This window comes from Microbulbifer sp. Q7, assembly GCF_001639145.1.
Lineage (GTDB): Bacteria > Pseudomonadota > Gammaproteobacteria > Pseudomonadales > Cellvibrionaceae > Microbulbifer.
Map to the genome: position 1 here is coordinate 1 of NZ_LROY01000002.1, position 16,517 is coordinate 16,517.

Sequence of the window (16,517 nt, forward strand, 5' to 3'; positions counted from 1 at the left end):
CTAAAAAAAAAGTTGCAGTGGAGCCATCCTTGAAATACCACCCTGGTATGTTTGCGGTTCTAACTCTGGTCCGTTATCCGGATCGAGGACAGTGGATGGTGGGTAGTTTGACTGGGGCGGTCTCCTCCCAAAGAGTAACGGAGGAGTACGAAGATGCACTCAGCATGGTCGGAAATCATGCAATGAGCATAATGGTATAAGTGCGCTTGACTGCGAGTCAGACATGACGAGCAGGTACGAAAGTAGGTCATAGTGATCCGGTGGTTCTGTATGGAAGGGCCATCGCTCAACGGATAAAAGGTACTCCGGGGATAACAGGCTGATACCGCCCAAGAGTTCACATCGACGGCGGTGTTTGGCACCTCGATGTCGGCTCATCACATCCTGAGGCTGAAGCCGGTCCCAAGGGTATGGCTGTTCGCCATTTAAAGTGGTACGCGAGCTGGGTGTAGAACGTCGTGAGACAGTTCGGTCCCTATCTGCCGTGGGCGTTGGAAATTTGAGAAGAGTTGCTCCTAGTACGAAAGGACCGGAGTGAACGAACCTCTGGTGTTCGGGTCGTCACGCCAGTGGCATTGCCCGGTAGCTATGTTCGGGCGGGATAACCGCTGAAAGCATCTAAGCGGGAAGCCTCCTTCAAGATTAGATTTCCCTGACTCCTTGAGAGTCCTAAAGGGCCGTGGAAGACTACCACGTTAATAGGCTGGGTGTGGAAGCGTTGTGAGGCGTTGAGCTAACCAGTACTAATTACCCGTGCGGCTTGACCATACAACAGAAATGGTTATTTACGATCGGATTATGAATCCGGGATTGTGAATCGAGCGACGCGTAGATCGATTGATCGACTTGCGGTGTATTACTACAGAATGTTTTACCGACCTTTTTGGGTTGATCGTTAGCTGCGAGAGCAGTGGCAAACGGACGATCAAGCGGCAGCGCGGAGCATAGAGCTCATAAGACCACGCCAACCCAAGCCAGTTTGCCTGACGACAATAGAGTTGTGGAACCACCTGATCCCTTGCCGAACTCAGAAGTGAAACGCAACATCGCCGATGGTAGTGTGGGGCTTCCCCATGTGAGAGTAGGTCATCGTCAGGCTTCTAAATACAAAAAGGCCACCCCAATGGGGTGGCCTTTTTTGTATTTAGGATACGATGAACTTCTCTTACTACCATGCAGCGCAAAGCGCTGCCATGTGACCGGCCACGCTCCGCAGGAGCAAAGCCGGGGGCGCCGCAGGCGTCGCAACGCGATGGCGAGCACGGCTCGCCACCCAGTGTAGGTCATCGCCCCACCAGCAGGCACAAGCCTTCCTAACTCCTCCCCACCCGAAAACCCAGCCTTTCTTTCTTCAAAATCCATCCAACCCATATGACGTTTTTTTAGACGCTTTCCCAAACCCAGCAACCACGCCGCTCACACCTAATATCCCAGACTTACCCACAGCTCTGTCCAAGGTTTCTGTGTGTAACATGATTGTGGATAACTGGAAAAATATTATCAAAATCAATTCTTAACTAATGAGGCCGTGGTGCGCCTGGTGGCCCATTTCGGGAGCATTGAAAAGTTACGCACGCAGTTACACATGCGCAGTTGTACATCCGTACTTGTCTGTGGGAATTGCATTGAAAATTAGTCTCGCATGGGACGCTGCAAGCTGTTACATTGCCTACAAATAAATTGCGCACAACCTAAATGGAAAACAAGGAGATTCTGATGAGCGACATTTACACCATTCCCGTGCAGGCCAATGATGGGAAAGAGTCCACGCTGGAGCAGTACAAGGGCAAAGTGCTGCTGATCGTCAATACGGCGAGCAAGTGTGGGTTTACCCCTCAATATAAAGGTCTGGAAGAGCTTCACCAGAAATACAAGGATAAGGGACTCGTTATTCTCGGCTTTCCCTGTAACCAGTTTGGCAAGCAGGAACCGGGGAGTGACAGCGAGATACAGGAGTTCTGCACCCTGAATTATGGTGTGAGCTTTCCCGTATACGCCAAGCTGGATGTAAATGGCGCTGATGCGCATCCGCTGTTTACCCAGCTCAAGAAGTCCGCGCCTGGCATTCTGGGAACTGAGGGAATCAAGTGGAACTTCACCAAGTTTCTGGTGAACCGTGATGGCGAGGTGGTGAACCGCTATGCCCCCAAGGACAAACCGGAAGCACTGGCAGAAGACATTGAAAAACTGCTTTGACAGGAGGGGGCGCCGTGTCTTCAGACAAGGAGCTAGATTCCCTCAATCTTGACCGGCAATTGTGCTTTGCACTTTATGCGGCGTCGCGGGCGATGACCCGTGCCTATCAGCCAATGCTGCGTGAGCTCGGCATTACCTATCCACAATACCTGGTGTTGCTGGTGTTGTGGCAGTGGGAAAACGAGGGGCGTGAGCTAGAGGAATGTACGGTGAGCGCACTGGGCGAGCAGTTGATGCTGGATTCCGGCACCCTCACGCCTTTGCTCAAGCGCATGGAGGTGCAAGGTCATGTGACCCGGGCGCGCAGTAAACGGGATGAGCGAGTGACGCTGATTCGTATCACTACTTCTGCCCAGCAACTGCGGCAGGATGCGAAAGTCTGGCGCGATAAGGCGTTGAGCGGGTTGTCGCTACCTCGCGCGCGTATGGCTGCGCTGCACGAAGATTTGTGGGTATTGCTTGCGGAGCTCCGCGCGGTAACGACAAGTTAGGACGCTTCGCCGTAATTTCCTTAAATAATAATATGATCTTGCGCTGTTTTGCCTAATTTCATGGTTTTTTAGGATGGCTGTTGATGCGGGGGCTTATCGGGCATATAGTTCGGAGCGACCGGCTGGATCAACCCGGGAGCACATGGGCCGCATCAGATGCGGCCTCCCGGGCCAGCGTAGTAACCACGTACACCAGTGATCCATTGGCACGACAACGAAAACCGCAATCATGAACGCCATAGTTTCCGATGACTCCATATCGACGGATGCGAGGCCCAAGGGGGTCCGCTTAAATCCCGTTACCGTTTTTTCTTTCCGCCCGGTGCACCCCTACAGCGCGCCCTGTGCCTCCTTCCTGCGACTAGCAAGCCTGCTACGACTGCCGCGCTGCGGCATATAATTTTATCCCCATACCCGTCTACAGAATTCCGTACTTAATTTGAGCAGTGCATAGACAGCGGCGTCACCGCTGTTTAGCCTCGGGCCAGACTAGGAGAAGAGCCCTGATGAACACTAAAAAAGATAAATTAGTCATTTTTGATACTACCCTGCGCGACGGTGAGCAGAGCCCCGGCGCTTCCATGACCAAGGATGAAAAGGTCAGGATCGCCAGTATGCTGGAGCGCATGCGGGTCGATGTGATCGAGGCGGGTTTTGCCATTGCCAGCCAAGGCGACTTTGAGGCGGTGCAGGCGGTAGCCGAGACCGTCAAGGATTCCACCATCTGCAGCCTCGCCAGAGCGGTTGAGTCGGATATTCTGCGTGCCGCGGAATCGCTGAAGAGGGCGAACTCCTCTCGCATTCATACCTTTATCGCCACCTCACCGATCCACATGAAATACAAGCTGCAAATGGATCCTGAGGATGTGTTGCGGCAAGCGGTTGCCGCCGTCAAGCTTGCGCGTCAGCACACCGATGATGTGGAGTTTTCTCTGGAAGACGGAAGCCGCTCCGAGCCGGAGTTCATGTATCGCATCATCGAAGAGGTGATCAAAGCGGGTGCGGGCACGATCAATATCCCCGACACCGTGGGCTACGGCGAACCTGGCGAGTATGGCGCCATGTTCCGCCGAGTCATCGAAAATGTACCGAATTCCGACAAGGCCATTTTCTCCACCCATTGCCACAATGATCTCGGGCTGGCGGTCGCTAACTCCCTGTCCGCAGTAATGAATGGCGTGCGGCAGGTGGAATGCACCATTAATGGCCTCGGCGAGCGCGCGGGTAATGCCTCCCTTGAAGAAATTGTGATGGCGGTGCGAACCCGTCAGGATCTCTACCCGGTCGAGACGGGAGTGGATGCTTCGCATATCGTGCCAACCTCACGTCTGGTATCGTCGATCACCGGCTTCCCGGTACAGCCCAACAAGGCCATCGTGGGTGCCAATGCATTTGCCCATGAGTCTGGTATTCACCAGGATGGCGTGCTCAAACATCGCGAAACCTATGAAATCATGCGGGCGGAAGACGTTGGCTGGGGGCAGAATCGACTGGTGCTGGGCAAGCATTCGGGCCGCGCTGCGGTAAAAGCGCGCTACGAGGAGCTTGGCGTTACCTTTGCGGATCCCGCAGAGTTCAACGTACTCTTCCAGCGCTTCAAGGATCTCGCCGACAAGAAGCACGAAATTTTCGATGAAGACCTGCAGTCGCTGATTTCCGGTGCTGCCGATCCGGTAGAGCATTATCAGCTGGCAGACCTGGAAGTGCGCAGCAAGAGTGGCTGCAACCCCCAGGCTCACCTCGAGCTGCTGATTGATGGTGACAAGAAGGCCTGCAGTGCCGAGGGCAGCGGCCCTGTGGATGCCACCTTCAAGGCCATCGAATCTGTGGTCGGGAGTCAGGCCGACCTGAAACTGTATTCTGTGAATGCAGTGACACAAGGAACCGATTCCCAGGGAAGCGTGACCGTTCGCCTGGAGCGGGATGGAAAGTTGGTTAATGGCGTGGGTGCGGATACCGATATTCTCGTGGCGTCCGCCAAAGCGTATCTGGATGCGTTAAACTTGCTGGCCAGCCAAAGCCCCAAGCCTCAGGGCGTTTGATCGACCAACACAGCGGAATTTATCGTGAACGAACGACAGCGGACGGAATATCTTTCGGCACTGGGTGTTACCAGCTATATGCCGCGCTTCTGTCTGCCGTTGGCACCGGACCCGGTGCAGGCTCTTCTTCCTCCCCCTGTGGATGCACCTCAGGAGGCCCCGCGCGGGGTCTCCGCGGTGATGGCGGCTGCGGGCGTCGTCACGGAAGCCCCTGTGGCTGCGGATCGGGCGACGCAAACCGGAATGGACCCATCGCCATCATCCGCTCAACAGGTATCGGATGTGGGGCGGGTAATCGGCAGTATCACGGCGGAATCCCGAGTCAGCGCCAGTGCCCCGAAGGCGACGCCGGTCGCGCCGCCGCAGCGGCAGGTGGCTCCTTTTGTATTGAGTAGCTGGCGGTTGGGTGATGAGTTGTTGGCGGTGGATAGCCGCGAACCCGGTGTTGCGCTGCCGGTGGAGTCATTGTTCGGCAATATTGCGCGCGCGCTCGGCTGGCACGGCCTCGAATCTGAGCGCAATAAACTTCGTTGGCCGCTGGCTGAAAACCCGTTCGCGGCCGCCGCCGGGGCGGAAGATGCAAAAGATACCTGCACAAGCTGGCTGGAGGCCGCCTGCGCCCGCAAGCCGGTCAAATCCATCTGGCTGATGGGCTTGCCTGCACAGGAATTCTGCGCGCCGGTCGCCATGACCGATGGGGTGGGCGACTGGCAGGGTGTGCGCGTGGTATTCATGCCAAGCCTCACGGAATTACTGGAAGCCCCCGCGCGCAAGCGCGAAGTCTGGAACATGCTGCGCCGCTTGTACCCGGAGCAGACGCGGCGCTGAGCCTGAGCGCCTGTTGCCCACGTCTACCCCTTCATCACATACGCTGCTGAACACGGACGTTGCCTCAGTGAATGCATCCCCCTCAAATCCTTTGGCCAGTTTCGGTTGCCGTTATGCCTGAACTCTCCCTGCACCTGCAGCAGGCCGTCGAGTCTGACTGCGATGCCCTGGCAGTGCTGGCGCACAGCGCACACTCACATCCCTGGAGCGCTGCTCAGTATCGTGGCAGCCTGGAGTCCGGCCATGTCTGCTGGATATTGCGTGACGGTGATGATCCGGCGATTGCCGCCTGCTGTGTGGTTAGCCGCTTGTTTGATGAAATCGAAATTCTCGATGTGGCGGTTGCGCCCCAGTGGCGACAACAGGGTGTGGGTGCTCACTTGCTGCAGGAGATTTTTTCTCGCCTGCCGGCAGACGTCGCACGCGTGCTGTTGGAAGTGCGTGCATCCAACCGCCCGGCGCGCGCGCTGTACCGCAAGCTCGGGTTTTCAGAAGACGGTCGCCGTAAAAACTACTATCCGAAGCCGGACGGGAGCCGGGAAGACGCGTTGCTGATGAGTCTGGTATTGTAGGCCGCGCCATTAACGGCGAGCCCAGGCCGCCCTGCCTGCGCACTCAGTATTAAACCCGCGCCATTTTCCGGAACCCGCATGCCAGCCAATCGCTCTCATCCGTCCCTGCTCGAAGGCCCGGTCGCGGCCCACCTGCATCGTTTGGCATTGCCTATGGTGTGGGGGATTCTCGCCACCATGTCGTTCAATGTGGTCGACACCTACTTTGTCGCGCAGCTGGGTGACGCACCGCTGGCTGCCATGAGCTTTACCTTCCCCGTGGTTATGGTCATCAATGCGCTGGCAATTGGGCTAGGCGCAGGGACCTCATCTGCGGTCGCGCGCGCCTATGGCGCGGGCGATATGGCGCGGGTTCGCCAGCTGGTGAGCGATGCGACCTTCCTGGCTTTGCTTGTTGCGCTTGCTGTCAGTGCCGTGGGTCTCCTGACCGTCGAGCCGCTGTTCCGCCTACTGGGCGCTGAACCGGATTTATTGCCACTTATCGCAGAATACATGGTGCCCTGGTATCTCGGCGCGGTGTTCGCCGTCGTGCCCATGGTTTCCCTCTCCGCGCTGCGGGCTATCGGTAACAGCGCGATCACCGGCAGAATCCTGATGGCGGTGGCGCTGTTCAACCTGATTCTCGACCCTTTGCTGATATTCGGTCTGTTTGGATTCCCGCGCCTGGAGCTGCAGGGAGCAGCGCTGGCCACGGTCATCGCGCGGGGCTTAAGTTTTGTAATTGCGGCCTATGTGCTGGTGCGGCGAGAGCGGATTCTCGTAATGCCCAGCTGGCAGTGGCCAGCGCTCAGGGATTCTTGGCGCACACTGCTGGCGGTGGGGCTGCCGGCTATCGCCACCAACGTCATTATTCCCATGTCCGGTGGTGTGGTGGTGGCGCTTGTCGCTGCCCACGGTATCGATGCTGTTGCAGGATTGGGTGTTGCCCTGCGCATTGAGCCGGTGGCCCTGATTGTGTTTTATGCGTTGTCTTCGGTTGTGGGGCCGTTTATGGGGCAAAATGCCGGCGCTGGAAAATACGATCGCCTGTTGCAGACCGTGGCCGTGCTGGCAAAGTTCTGCATTATTTTCGGGCTCGTGTTGGCGGTGGTGCTCTGGTTCGTCGCGGGCCCGATGGTATCCCTGTTTAGTGATTCGCCCCAGGTGATGGCGGTGGCCGTAGCGTACCTGTGTCTGGTTCCGTTCAGTTACGCGGGCTACGGGTTTGTGATGTCGGCCAATGCGGCCTTCAATGGCCTGGGGCATCCGTTGCCAGGAACCTTTATTTCGTTTCTTCGGGTGCTGGGGGTTTACTTGCCGCTGGCCTGGTTGGGCAATCATTTTTGGGGTATTCAGGGGTTGTTTGTGGCCACCCTGATTTCCAACCTGGTCCTCGGGGCTTTGGCCTGGTGGTGGTTGCGAGGATATCTGCAGGGCCACCATGCCGAGTTGAGTGGTTCTGCGGCGGCCAGTGGCGCAGAACTGAAGTAAGTCATGCCTTGCCGGGGGCATGTGCCGACGAGATCTGTTCCTGTGAATGCGCAACGAACTCTGGCCAACAGCAACACCGTAGTAGTCATCCCGGTTAGCCAGAGCTGGTACTTGAACCGTGAATCCTGGCTGTGTCCCTAGATGGCTTGCGTGGCCCGCTGGAGCCAGGCTTTCGTTTTGTCACTCACCAGTGGCAGCAGGGTATCACGTACCTTTTGGTGGTAGTCGTTGAGCCACTTTCGTTCGCCGTCCGTCAGTAATTCCGCCTCGATCAGGCGGTGCTCGATCGGTGCCAGTGTCAGCTCTTCGAATTCCAGAAAACCCGGACACTCTGCACACTCTTTCACGAAGACCAGATTCTCGATGCGGATACCGTATTCACCGGCAAGGTAAAAACCCGGCTCGTTGGAAACGATCATGCCGGCTTCGAGAGGCACACTGGTGTGGGCCTTGCCGATACGCTGCGGCCCCTCGTGCACACTGAGAAAGCTACCCACGCCATGACCGGTACCATGGGCGTAGTCGAGCCCGGCATCCCACAGGGATTTGCGCGCGAAGGCGTCGATCTGTTCGCCGCAGGTGCCTTTGGGGAAGCGCAGGGTGGCAATGGCGATATGCCCCTTGAGCACCCGGGTGAAATGCTCCTTGGCCTGCGCGGGGAACTCTCCCAGCGCCACCGTGCGGGTCACATCGGTGGTGCCGTCCGGATACTGGCCGCCGGAGTCGATCAGATAAATACCGCGGGCCTCCATCGGCAGGCTGGATTGCGGGCTTACCCGGTAGTGCACAATGGCCCCGTTCCCCTGGTAGCCGGAGATGGAATCAAAGCTGTCGTCGGTAAATCCTTCCCGTTGTTCGCGTTTCTCGCGCAATAGCTGTACCGCCTCCAGCTCGCCAAAGCCCTCTCTTTTTACGGCGTCGGGTAGCTCGGCGAGGAATTCGCACAGGGCGGCGCCGTCGCGGATGTGGGCGGCGCGGCTGCCCTCCAGCTCAACCGGGTTTTTTCTGGCCTTGGCGCCGGTAATCGGATCGCGCTCAAGGAGTACCTGTATCTCGCGGCTTCTGAGTTGCTGCAGGGTCCAGCAGTTGGTGAGCTGTGGGTCTGCCCACACCCGCTGTACATGCTGGCGCTCGGCGGCGCTGAACAGTGCGGCTTTGTCATTGACCAGTTCGACCTGACTCCCCAGATGTTGGCGCAGGGCGTCTCCGCTGGCGCTTGCTGCCAGATAGAGGGTGGCACTGCCGTCGTGGTAAAGGAAGCCCATACAGAGGGCCACCGGGAGGTGCGGTATATCACTGCCGCGGATGTTGAACAGCCAGGCGCAGACTTCGGGGTTGGCGAGCCACAGGGCATCCTGGTTTTTGTCGGCGAGCAGTTTGGCGATACGCTGGCGTTTGCTGTCGGCATCCTCGCCGGTAAAGGTTTGTGGGTGCGGGCGCGCGGGACCGCATGGTGTGGCGGGGCGGTCCTGCCAGATGTGGTCGATGGGGTTAGTGTCGAGGGCGCGCAGTTCGATGCCGCGCTCGTCCAGGCGTTGTTTCAGGGGGGCGAGGCCGGGTTCGGTGTGCAGTCGCGGGTCGTAGCCGAGAATGTCCCCTTCACCGAGGGCGTCGCACAGCCAGTCGGCGATTGCGCTGGGTGCCAGGTCGCCTTGTTCGATGGTCTGGTCGCCAATCTGCTGCTTGGCCTGAATGGTATAGCGGCCATCGACAAACAGGGCGGCGCGATTGGTGGTGACGGCGGCGAGGCCGGCAGAGCCATCAAAGCCCGTGAGCCAGGCGAGGCGTTCATCGGCGGCGGGCACGTACTCGTTCTGGTACTCGTCGCACCGGGGCACCAGGAAGCCCTGTACCTGCTGTTCGGATAGCGCCTGTTGCAGGGCCTCCAATCGTTCCTGACTCATGATTCACCTCATTCTTATGGATGTCGCAGCGGATGCAATGACCGGGGACAACTTGCGGGACACGAGCTTGGCGCCCCCCCCCCGATAACCCATCCCGGGGGCCGGGCATTACATCCTTCACAGCGTATCTTGTTGCCACTGGAAATAGAGCCAGCCAGTTTAGCCGCAGTCTAGGCCCCCCGAATCGCCATTTCCAGCGATACCGGCGCGCCAGACGTGTATAATGCGCGCCTGTTTTTTATCCAGTTTCAAGTTGCATTATGGGTCAGTCTTCAAGTCTGGCGGGCATCAATGGCCGCCGCACCTTTGCCATCATCTCCCACCCGGACGCCGGTAAAACCACGGTGACCGAAAAGCTGCTGCTGTTCGGGAATGCCATCCAGCTGGCGGGCTCGGTCAAGGGCAAGAAGGGGCCGCACGCTCGTTCCGATTGGATGACCATGGAGCAGGAGCGGGGCATCTCCGTGACCTCTTCGGTGATGCAGTTTCCCTATAAACAGCGCGTGGTGAATCTGCTGGACACCCCAGGGCACGAGGACTTCTCGGAGGATACGTACCGGGTTCTGACGGCGGTGGACTCCGCACTGATGGTCATCGACGGGGCCAAGGGTGTTGAGGATCGCACCATCAAGCTGATGAACGTGTGTCGCCTGCGCACCACGCCGATCCTGTCCTTTATCAACAAGCTGGACCGTGATATCCGCGATCCCATCGAGGTGATGGATGAGATCGAGGAGGTGCTGAATATTCAGGCGGCGCCGATCAACTGGCCGCTGGGCTCCGGCAAGTTGTTCAAGGGGGTGTACAACCTCTACACCGACACTATTCATGTGTTCAAGCAGGGGCAGGGTCACACCATTCCCGAAGACATCCAGATCCAGGGTCTGGATTCCGACGAGGCGACGGCGCTGCTGGGTGAGGATGCGGAGGAGATTCGCGAGGAAATCGACCTGGTGCGTGGCGCGACCCACGAGTTTGACCTGGAAGCCTACCGAGCGGGCAAATTGACGCCGGTGTTTTTCGGCACGGCGCTGGGCAACTTCGGTGTGCGCGAGATGCTGGATGGTTTTGTGGAGTGGGCCCCGGGTCCGCAGTCCCGCGCCACCAATGAGCGTGAAGTACAGCCCGATGAGGACAAGTTTTCCGGTTTCGTTTTCAAGATCCAGGCAAACATGGATCCCAAGCACCGCGACCGGATTGCCTTTATGCGTGTATGTTCCGGTACCTATAACCGCGGCATGAAAATGAAGCATGTGCGTATTGGCAAGGACGTAAAAATTGCCGATGCGGTAACCTTTATGGCCGGCGATCGCACCCATGTGGAAGAGGCAATCGCAGGAGATATTATCGGCCTGCACAACCATGGCACTATCCAGATTGGCGATACCTTTACTGAAGGCGAGAGCCTGAAGTTCACAGGGATTCCCAATTTTGCCCCGGAGCTGTTCCGCCGTATTCGCCTGAAAGACCCGCTGAAGCTGAAGCAGCTGCAGAAAGGGCTGCAGCAGTTGTCCGAAGAGGGCTCGACACAGGTGTTCTTCCCGCTGGACAACAATGACATCATTGTTGGCGCGGTGGGGGTGCTGCAGTTTGAAGTGGTCGCCTATCGTCTGAAAGACGAATACAAGGTGGAAGCCATTTACGAAAACGTCAATGTAAACACCGCGCGCTGGGTCGACAGTGAAAGTGTTAAGGAACTGGAAAACTTCAAGCGCAAGGCAAGTATTAATCTGGCGCTGGACGGCTCCGGGCACCTGACGTACCTGGCTCCCACACGGGTGAACCTGCAGCTGGCACAAGAGCGTTATCCGGATGTCCGCTTCTACGCGACCCGGGAACACTGACGCCCGCAATCAAATAGCAGTACTTACGCAGTAACCTTTGAGAAGAGATGATGACCGTGACTGTTGCCAAGAAAACCACGATCCCCGCGCAATTGCCGGACGAAATGCCGCGCAGCGGCAACTGGTTTACCCGCGGTGTTGGCCTGCTGATCGTGAAAGCACTGGGCTGGCGTATTGAAGGAGAATTCCCGCGGGAAAAAAAGGTGATGGTGGCACTGGCTCCGCACACTTCCAATTGGGACTTTGTGGTAGCAATGCCATTCATCCTGGCGCTGGGCCTCAAGGCATCCTGGCTCATGAAGAAGGAAGCGTTCTTCTTCCCGTTTAAAAACCTGTTTAAATGGCTTGGCGGTATCCCCACTGACCGCTCTGCGGCTGGCGGCATGGCCAAACAGGTGGCGAGCCAGTTCCGGAAAAACGAAAAAATGTGGGTCGCCATTACCCCGGAAGGGACCCGCAAGAAAACCGCAAAATGGAAGAACGGTTTTTTGCGTATCGCCTATGCGGCGGATGTGCCGGTGGTGCTGATTGCCTGGGATTTCCCCAGCAAGCAGATTTGCGTGGATTCCCTGTACCAGCCCACTGGTAATCTGGAAATCGATATGCGGGAAATCCAGCGACGTTTCCATAAGTACCAGGGCCGCAACCCGCAATACCAGACGGATTTTGACGAGGCCGCCTGACGTTTAATGGAGGCATATGCAATGACCATCGTCATAACACTGTGTGTCTCCTTCGCGATATTTTCTCTTGTGATCTGGGGGCTGATGCACATGCGCACACCGCGCTTCCGGATGGAGAGGGCGGACTTCCTGCGCGGGTTGGAAGAGGTAATTGTTGGGCAGGCGGACGAAAATGCATGGCGAATGCTGATTAGCTACCCTATGCGCCACGATCCTGCTCTGGAAGCCCTGCGGCTGGAATGCCTGCAAATTGAAGATGACGAATACACCGGTAAGCTCCCGTACCTGTTTACCGACACTGGCCTGGAAAGGCTACGCGACCTGCGCGAGCGCTTGCTGGCACTGCCGTCGCACGATGAACCCGAATAAATTCTGATAACAATCTCAATGCTGTAACTGGAGAAATCATGTTGAAACCCCTGAAGAGTGTTGCCGGCGGGCTGGCCGCCGCACTGGTGGCGGTCGCTGCCCAGGCTATTCCCCTGAAACAGGAAGATCTGTCGGTGGCGGAAGTGCTGCGTGACCGCGCGCTGGAGTCCTCGGATGCATACAGCATTGTCGAGTCCCTGACCGTGGAAGTGGGCCCCCGCCGTGCGGGTACCGAGGGGGACGAGCGAGCGGTGGCCTGGGCACAGGAGAAGATGAAGGCTCTGGGGTTTGACCGGGTCTACACCGAGCAGATTGATGTAAAGCGCTGGGCACGCGGCCACGCCCATGCGGAAGTCACCGCGCCTTACCCCCAGCCGCTGGTGGTGTCATCCCTGGGTTACGGCGCCTCCACGCCAGAGGGTGGTCTTACCGCTGAAATCGTTGAGTTTGCCGATGTCGAAGCGCTGATGAAAGCGCCCGCGCGCAAGGTGAAGGGAAAAATCGCATTTATCAACAAGCGCATGGGCCGTGCACGTACCGGTGAAGGCTATGGTCCCGCGGTGCAAGGGCGCAGCAAGGGCATGCGCGCTGCCGCCGAGAAGGGCGCCGCCGCTATGCTGCTGCGCTCCGTAGGCACCGATTCCGACCGTTTCGCGCACACCGGCATGATGTCGATCGACGGTGTAGCAAATCCGGTACCGGCGCTGGCACTGTCCGCGCCTGACGCCAACCTGCTTGAAGCCATGCTCAAGCGTGGCAAGCCGGTGGAAGTGAAGCTGAATGTGCACAATGAAGCGCTGGCGGATGGCCCCTCGTTCAATGTGATTGGTGAAGTCGTGGGCCGCGAGAAGCCGGAAGAAGTGGTGCTGATTGGCGCACACCTGGATAGCTGGGATGAAGGTACCGGAGCGCTGGACGATGGTGCCGGTGTGGCCATCGTAATGGAAACCGCGCGTCTTATTTCAGAGTTGCCCCAGCGTCCGCGCCGCACCCTTCGTGTCGTGCTGTTCGGAGCTGAGGAGATCGGCCTGGTCGGTGCGAAACAGTATGTGGATGCGCACCAGAGTGAGCTGGATAAAATCATCATGGTGTCCGAATCGGACTTTGGTGCTGGCAAGATCTGGCGCTTTGATACGCGTATTCCGGAGAGCAAGTTTGTGATCGCCGACCAGATGATGCAGCTGTTGGCGCCACTGGGTATCGAGCGCGGCAATAACAAGTCTTACGGTGGTCCAGACAGCAGCATTTTCGTGGCGCAGGGCGTACCGGCCATGGGACTGTTCCAGGATGGTACCGACTACTTCGATTACCACCATACGCCCAACGATACCTTGGACAAGGTGGATCCGGAGAATCTCAAGCAGAACGTGGCGGCCTGGGTCGTGATGTCATTCCTCGCCGCAGAAATGGAAGGGGATTTTGGCCGGGTGCCCACCGAGCACTAAGCCTGCTGCCTGTTTTCGTTCCCAAAGCCCCGCAATGTGTGGGGCTTTTTTTTGCCTCGGGTATTGTGCGCGAATTAACTGCCGCTCGATTGACAAGGCCATACCTGCTCGTCATGCTGGCTGCACCTCAATCAGGCAAGTCAAGGAATAGGTTATGGCCAATATCACCCTGAAAGGAAATCCCGTCACTACCGTTGGTGAACTGCCTGCGGTTGGAAGCGATGCGCCGGCATTTACCCTGGTGCAGGGGGATCTGTCTGAGATCACTTTGGATGATCTCGCGGGCAAGCGTGTGGTTCTTAATATTTTTCCATCCGTAGATACGCCGACCTGCGCTACCTCGGTGCGCACGTTCAATGAAAAGGTCGCGTCTCTGGACAATACCGTAGTGGTGTGTGTATCTGCGGATTTACCGTTTGCCATGGCGCGCTTCTGCGGTGCCGAGGGCATCGAAAATGTGAAACTGGGCTCGGCGTTCCGCGCGAGCTTCGGTAAGGATTACGGCGTAGCCTTCGAGACCGGCCCGTTAAAAGGACTGCTCTCCCGGTCGGTGGTCGTGATTGACGAGCACGGCAAGGTCGCCTACACCGAACAGGTGGCAGAAACGGCAGATGAGCCGAGTTACGAGGGTGCCATCAGCGCACTCTGACAATCATTCGGCACCTTATTTTCAAAAACGCCGCGACAACTGTCGCGGCGTTTTTTGTTTAAGAGGGGCCCCGTCGGCTCGCATCCTCAGCGATGCTGCCCGCGCAAATCTAGCACGGTTTCCTGCAGCGCTTCTGCTTTCACTTCTGCCGCGGTCAGTGGATCGCCTGCCACCACACATACACGCGACCAGAAACGCCGGGGCAGTGTGCTGAATGCATTGCCGTCCTTGTGGCTGAAGAAACTGCCCCATAAACCGCGCAGAGCCATGGGGATCACCGGCACCGGGGTGCGCTGCAGAATCTTTTCGATCCCCGCCTTGAACGGCTGAAGTTCGCCATCTTTGGTTAGCTGGCCTTCCGGGAAAATACACAGCAAGTCCCCATCCTTCAGTCCCTGTTCGATCTCCGCAAATGCCTGTGCATAGCCGGCCGGGTCCTGCTGTTTGGAGCAGATCGGGATGGCGCGGCTTGTCTTGAAGATAAAGTGCAGCACCGGAATTTCATAGATCGGTTTGTACATGATGAAGCGGATAGGTCGGCGCACGGCGCCGGCCAGCAACAGCGCATCCACATAGCTTACATGGTTACAGGCAATAATCGCTGGTCCCTCGGCGGGAATGCGTTCGAGCCCCTTGTGGTTTACCCGGTACATGGTGTGGGAGAGCAGCCATATCAGCAGGCGCATCGCAAACTCCGGCACCTTGGCAAAAACGAATACGGCTACTGCCGCGTTCATCAGCGCCATGATCAGGAAAAACTGCGGGATGGTCGCCCCGAGCAGGTTGAGAAACACAATGCCCAGCACTGCCGCTACCACCATGAACAACGCATTTAGCACATTGTTCACCGCGATAATCCGCGCGCGGATACTGGGGTCCGAGCGCTCCTGCATCATGGCGTAGAGGGGCACGATAAAGAAGCCTCCGAATATTCCGATCAATGTCAGGTTGATCAGAATACCCAGAGATCCCTCGGCCGCCCAAAATGCTGTCACGGTCGCTTCGGCCGGTGGCTGATAGCCTCCGGTTGTGAATGCCAGTAACACCCCGGCAATCGTCAACCCGGCCGCGCCGATGGGTACCAGCCCCAGTTCCACGCGTCCGCCAGATAGCCGCCCACACAATAGTGAACCGATGGCGACGCCGATGGTGAAGCAGCACAGCAGCAGGGTCACCAGCGATTCGCTACCACCCAGCACATTGCGGGTGAGGCTGGGAATCTGGGTGAGGTATGCGGCGCCGAGCAGCCAGAACCAGGAGATGCCGATTATGGCGTAAAACACCGATGGCTTTTTCAGTGCTTCCCGCAACATCCTGCGGGTTTGGCTAACCGGGTTGTAGTTGATCTTCAGCTCTGGCACTGGTGCCACGGCGGAGGGAATGGCTCTGGAAATCCAATAGCCCAGTCCAGCGGTGGTCAGGATGATGATGGAAATCCACAGCAGGCCATGCTGCCCGCTACCGGTCTGTCCTGCCAGCAGGCCACCCACGATGGTGCCGAGCAATATCGATACAAAGGTGCCCATTTCCACCAGTGCGTTACCGCTGACCAGTTCCGGCTTTTTCAGGTGCTGCGGCAGAATGGCGTATTTTACCGGGCCAAAGAACGCCGACTGAACACCGAGAGCAAACAGTACCATCAGGCAAAAGGTGTTATTGCCGCTGTACAGCGCCCCAATACCAAATACTGCGATGGCAATTTCGGCCAGCTTGATCCGTCGGATCAACACGCTTTTGTCGGTCTTGTCCGCCACCTGGCCGGCGGTGGCGGAGAAAAGAAAGAAGGGCAGAATGAAAAGGCCGGCCGCCAGGTTAATCAGGAAGTTTGCCTCGGAGGCGGCCAGGCGGAAGGCGATCATGACAATCAACGCATTCTTGAACACGTTGTCGTTGAATGCCCCCAGAAACTGGGTACAGAAAAAGGGTAGAAAACGGCGACTGCGCAACAGCTGCGATTGGCTGAGGTGGGCCATGTGGGGCTCCCGGTAACTGGTACCGCTCAATGGTAAACCATCTCAAGCCGC

Annotated in this window: 13 protein-coding genes and 2 rRNA genes; 13 read left to right on the forward strand and 2 right to left on the reverse strand. The window is 57.7% G+C overall.

The window, feature by feature from the left end; all coding sequences use genetic code 11:
- The 8 genes from AU182_RS16645 to AU182_RS05750 form a co-directional block, all read left to right on the forward strand.
- Positions 1-768, forward strand: a 23S ribosomal RNA gene (locus AU182_RS16645); the annotation flags it as partial.
- A gap of 214 nt (positions 769-982) precedes the next feature.
- Positions 983-1,098, forward strand: a 5S ribosomal RNA gene (gene rrf, locus AU182_RS05720).
- A gap of 618 nt (positions 1,099-1,716) precedes the next feature.
- Positions 1,717-2,196 (forward strand): glutathione peroxidase, encoded by a 480-nt coding sequence (locus tag AU182_RS05725; RefSeq protein ID WP_153039140.1) that lies wholly within the window; start codon positions 1,717-1,719, stop codon positions 2,194-2,196.
- 14 nt (positions 2,197-2,210) lie between these two features.
- Positions 2,211-2,687, forward strand: coding sequence for a MarR family winged helix-turn-helix transcriptional regulator (locus AU182_RS16885; protein WP_066967534.1), 477 nt, complete (start codon positions 2,211-2,213; stop codon positions 2,685-2,687).
- A 506-nt stretch (positions 2,688-3,193) separates the two neighbouring features.
- A complete protein-coding gene (locus AU182_RS05735) occupies positions 3,194-4,729 on the forward strand; it encodes a 2-isopropylmalate synthase (RefSeq protein WP_066962265.1) in 1,536 nt (511 codons plus the stop codon).
- 24 nt (positions 4,730-4,753) lie between these two features.
- Positions 4,754-5,557, forward strand: a complete 804-nt coding sequence (locus AU182_RS05740) for a hypothetical protein (protein WP_066962268.1) — start codon at positions 4,754-4,756, stop codon at positions 5,555-5,557.
- A gap of 113 nt (positions 5,558-5,670) precedes the next feature.
- On the forward strand, positions 5,671-6,129 hold the full coding sequence (gene rimI, locus AU182_RS05745) for a ribosomal protein S18-alanine N-acetyltransferase (RefSeq protein WP_193754301.1): 459 nt from the start codon (positions 5,671-5,673) through the stop codon (positions 6,127-6,129).
- 78 nt (positions 6,130-6,207) lie between these two features.
- On the forward strand, positions 6,208-7,599 hold the full coding sequence (locus AU182_RS05750; protein ID WP_066962270.1) for an MATE family efflux transporter: 1,392 nt from the start codon (positions 6,208-6,210) through the stop codon (positions 7,597-7,599).
- 137 nt (positions 7,600-7,736) lie between these two features.
- On the opposite strand, the gene AU182_RS05755 is transcribed toward AU182_RS05750, so the two are convergent.
- Positions 7,737-9,503, reverse strand: a complete 1,767-nt coding sequence (locus AU182_RS05755) for an aminopeptidase P family protein (protein WP_066962273.1) — start codon at positions 9,501-9,503, stop codon at positions 7,737-7,739.
- A 260-nt stretch (positions 9,504-9,763) separates the two neighbouring features.
- On the opposite strand from AU182_RS05755, the gene prfC reads away from it, so the two are divergent.
- The 5 genes from prfC to tpx all read left to right on the forward strand — a co-directional run bounded on the left by prfC (position 9,764) and on the right by tpx (position 14,493).
- On the forward strand, positions 9,764-11,347 hold the full coding sequence (prfC, locus tag AU182_RS05760) for a peptide chain release factor 3 (protein ID WP_066962276.1): 1,584 nt from the start codon (positions 9,764-9,766) through the stop codon (positions 11,345-11,347).
- A gap of 47 nt (positions 11,348-11,394) precedes the next feature.
- The gene (locus AU182_RS05765) at positions 11,395-12,030 is read left to right on the forward strand and encodes a lysophospholipid acyltransferase family protein (protein WP_227718143.1); all 636 of its coding nucleotides are present in this window, start codon (positions 11,395-11,397) and stop codon (positions 12,028-12,030) included.
- A gap of 21 nt (positions 12,031-12,051) precedes the next feature.
- Positions 12,052-12,399: a hypothetical protein gene (locus tag AU182_RS05770; RefSeq protein ID WP_066962279.1), complete on the forward strand. Its 348-nt coding sequence runs from the start codon at positions 12,052-12,054 to the stop codon at positions 12,397-12,399.
- A 38-nt stretch (positions 12,400-12,437) separates the two neighbouring features.
- Positions 12,438-13,844 (forward strand): M20/M25/M40 family metallo-hydrolase, encoded by a 1,407-nt coding sequence (locus AU182_RS05775; RefSeq protein ID WP_066962283.1) that lies wholly within the window; start codon positions 12,438-12,440, stop codon positions 13,842-13,844.
- 154 nt (positions 13,845-13,998) lie between these two features.
- Complete coding sequence (gene tpx / locus AU182_RS05780; protein ID WP_066962287.1) at positions 13,999-14,493, forward strand: thiol peroxidase; 495 nt, start codon at positions 13,999-14,001, stop codon at positions 14,491-14,493.
- 86 nt (positions 14,494-14,579) lie between these two features.
- Here tpx and AU182_RS05785 read toward each other — a convergent pair whose 3' ends face one another.
- Complete coding sequence (locus AU182_RS05785) at positions 14,580-16,466, reverse strand: MFS transporter (protein WP_066962291.1); 1,887 nt, start codon at positions 16,464-16,466, stop codon at positions 14,580-14,582.
- Positions 16,467-16,517 lie beyond the last annotated feature (51 nt).

Coding starts and splice junctions, on each gene's coding strand:
- AU182_RS05735 (WP_066962265.1), top strand. CDS start 3,194: ATGAACACTAAAAAAGATAAATTAGTCATTTTTGATACTACCCTGCGC.
- AU182_RS05750 (WP_066962270.1), top strand. CDS start 6,208: ATGCCAGCCAATCGCTCTCATCCGTCCCTGCTCGAAGGCCCGGTCGCG.
- prfC (WP_066962276.1), top strand. CDS start 9,764: ATGGGTCAGTCTTCAAGTCTGGCGGGCATCAATGGCCGCCGCACCTTT.
- AU182_RS05725 (WP_153039140.1), top strand. CDS start 1,717: ATGAGCGACATTTACACCATTCCCGTGCAGGCCAATGATGGGAAAGAG.
- AU182_RS05770 (WP_066962279.1), top strand. CDS start 12,052: ATGACCATCGTCATAACACTGTGTGTCTCCTTCGCGATATTTTCTCTT.
- AU182_RS05765 (WP_227718143.1), top strand. CDS start 11,395: ATGATGACCGTGACTGTTGCCAAGAAAACCACGATCCCCGCGCAATTG.
- AU182_RS05785 (WP_066962291.1), bottom strand. CDS start 16,466: ATGGCCCACCTCAGCCAATCGCAGCTGTTGCGCAGTCGCCGTTTTCTA.
- AU182_RS05755 (WP_066962273.1), bottom strand. CDS start 9,503: ATGAGTCAGGAACGATTGGAGGCCCTGCAACAGGCGCTATCCGAACAG.
- rimI (WP_193754301.1), top strand. CDS start 5,671: ATGCCTGAACTCTCCCTGCACCTGCAGCAGGCCGTCGAGTCTGACTGC.
- tpx (WP_066962287.1), top strand. CDS start 13,999: ATGGCCAATATCACCCTGAAAGGAAATCCCGTCACTACCGTTGGTGAA.
- AU182_RS05775 (WP_066962283.1), top strand. CDS start 12,438: ATGTTGAAACCCCTGAAGAGTGTTGCCGGCGGGCTGGCCGCCGCACTG.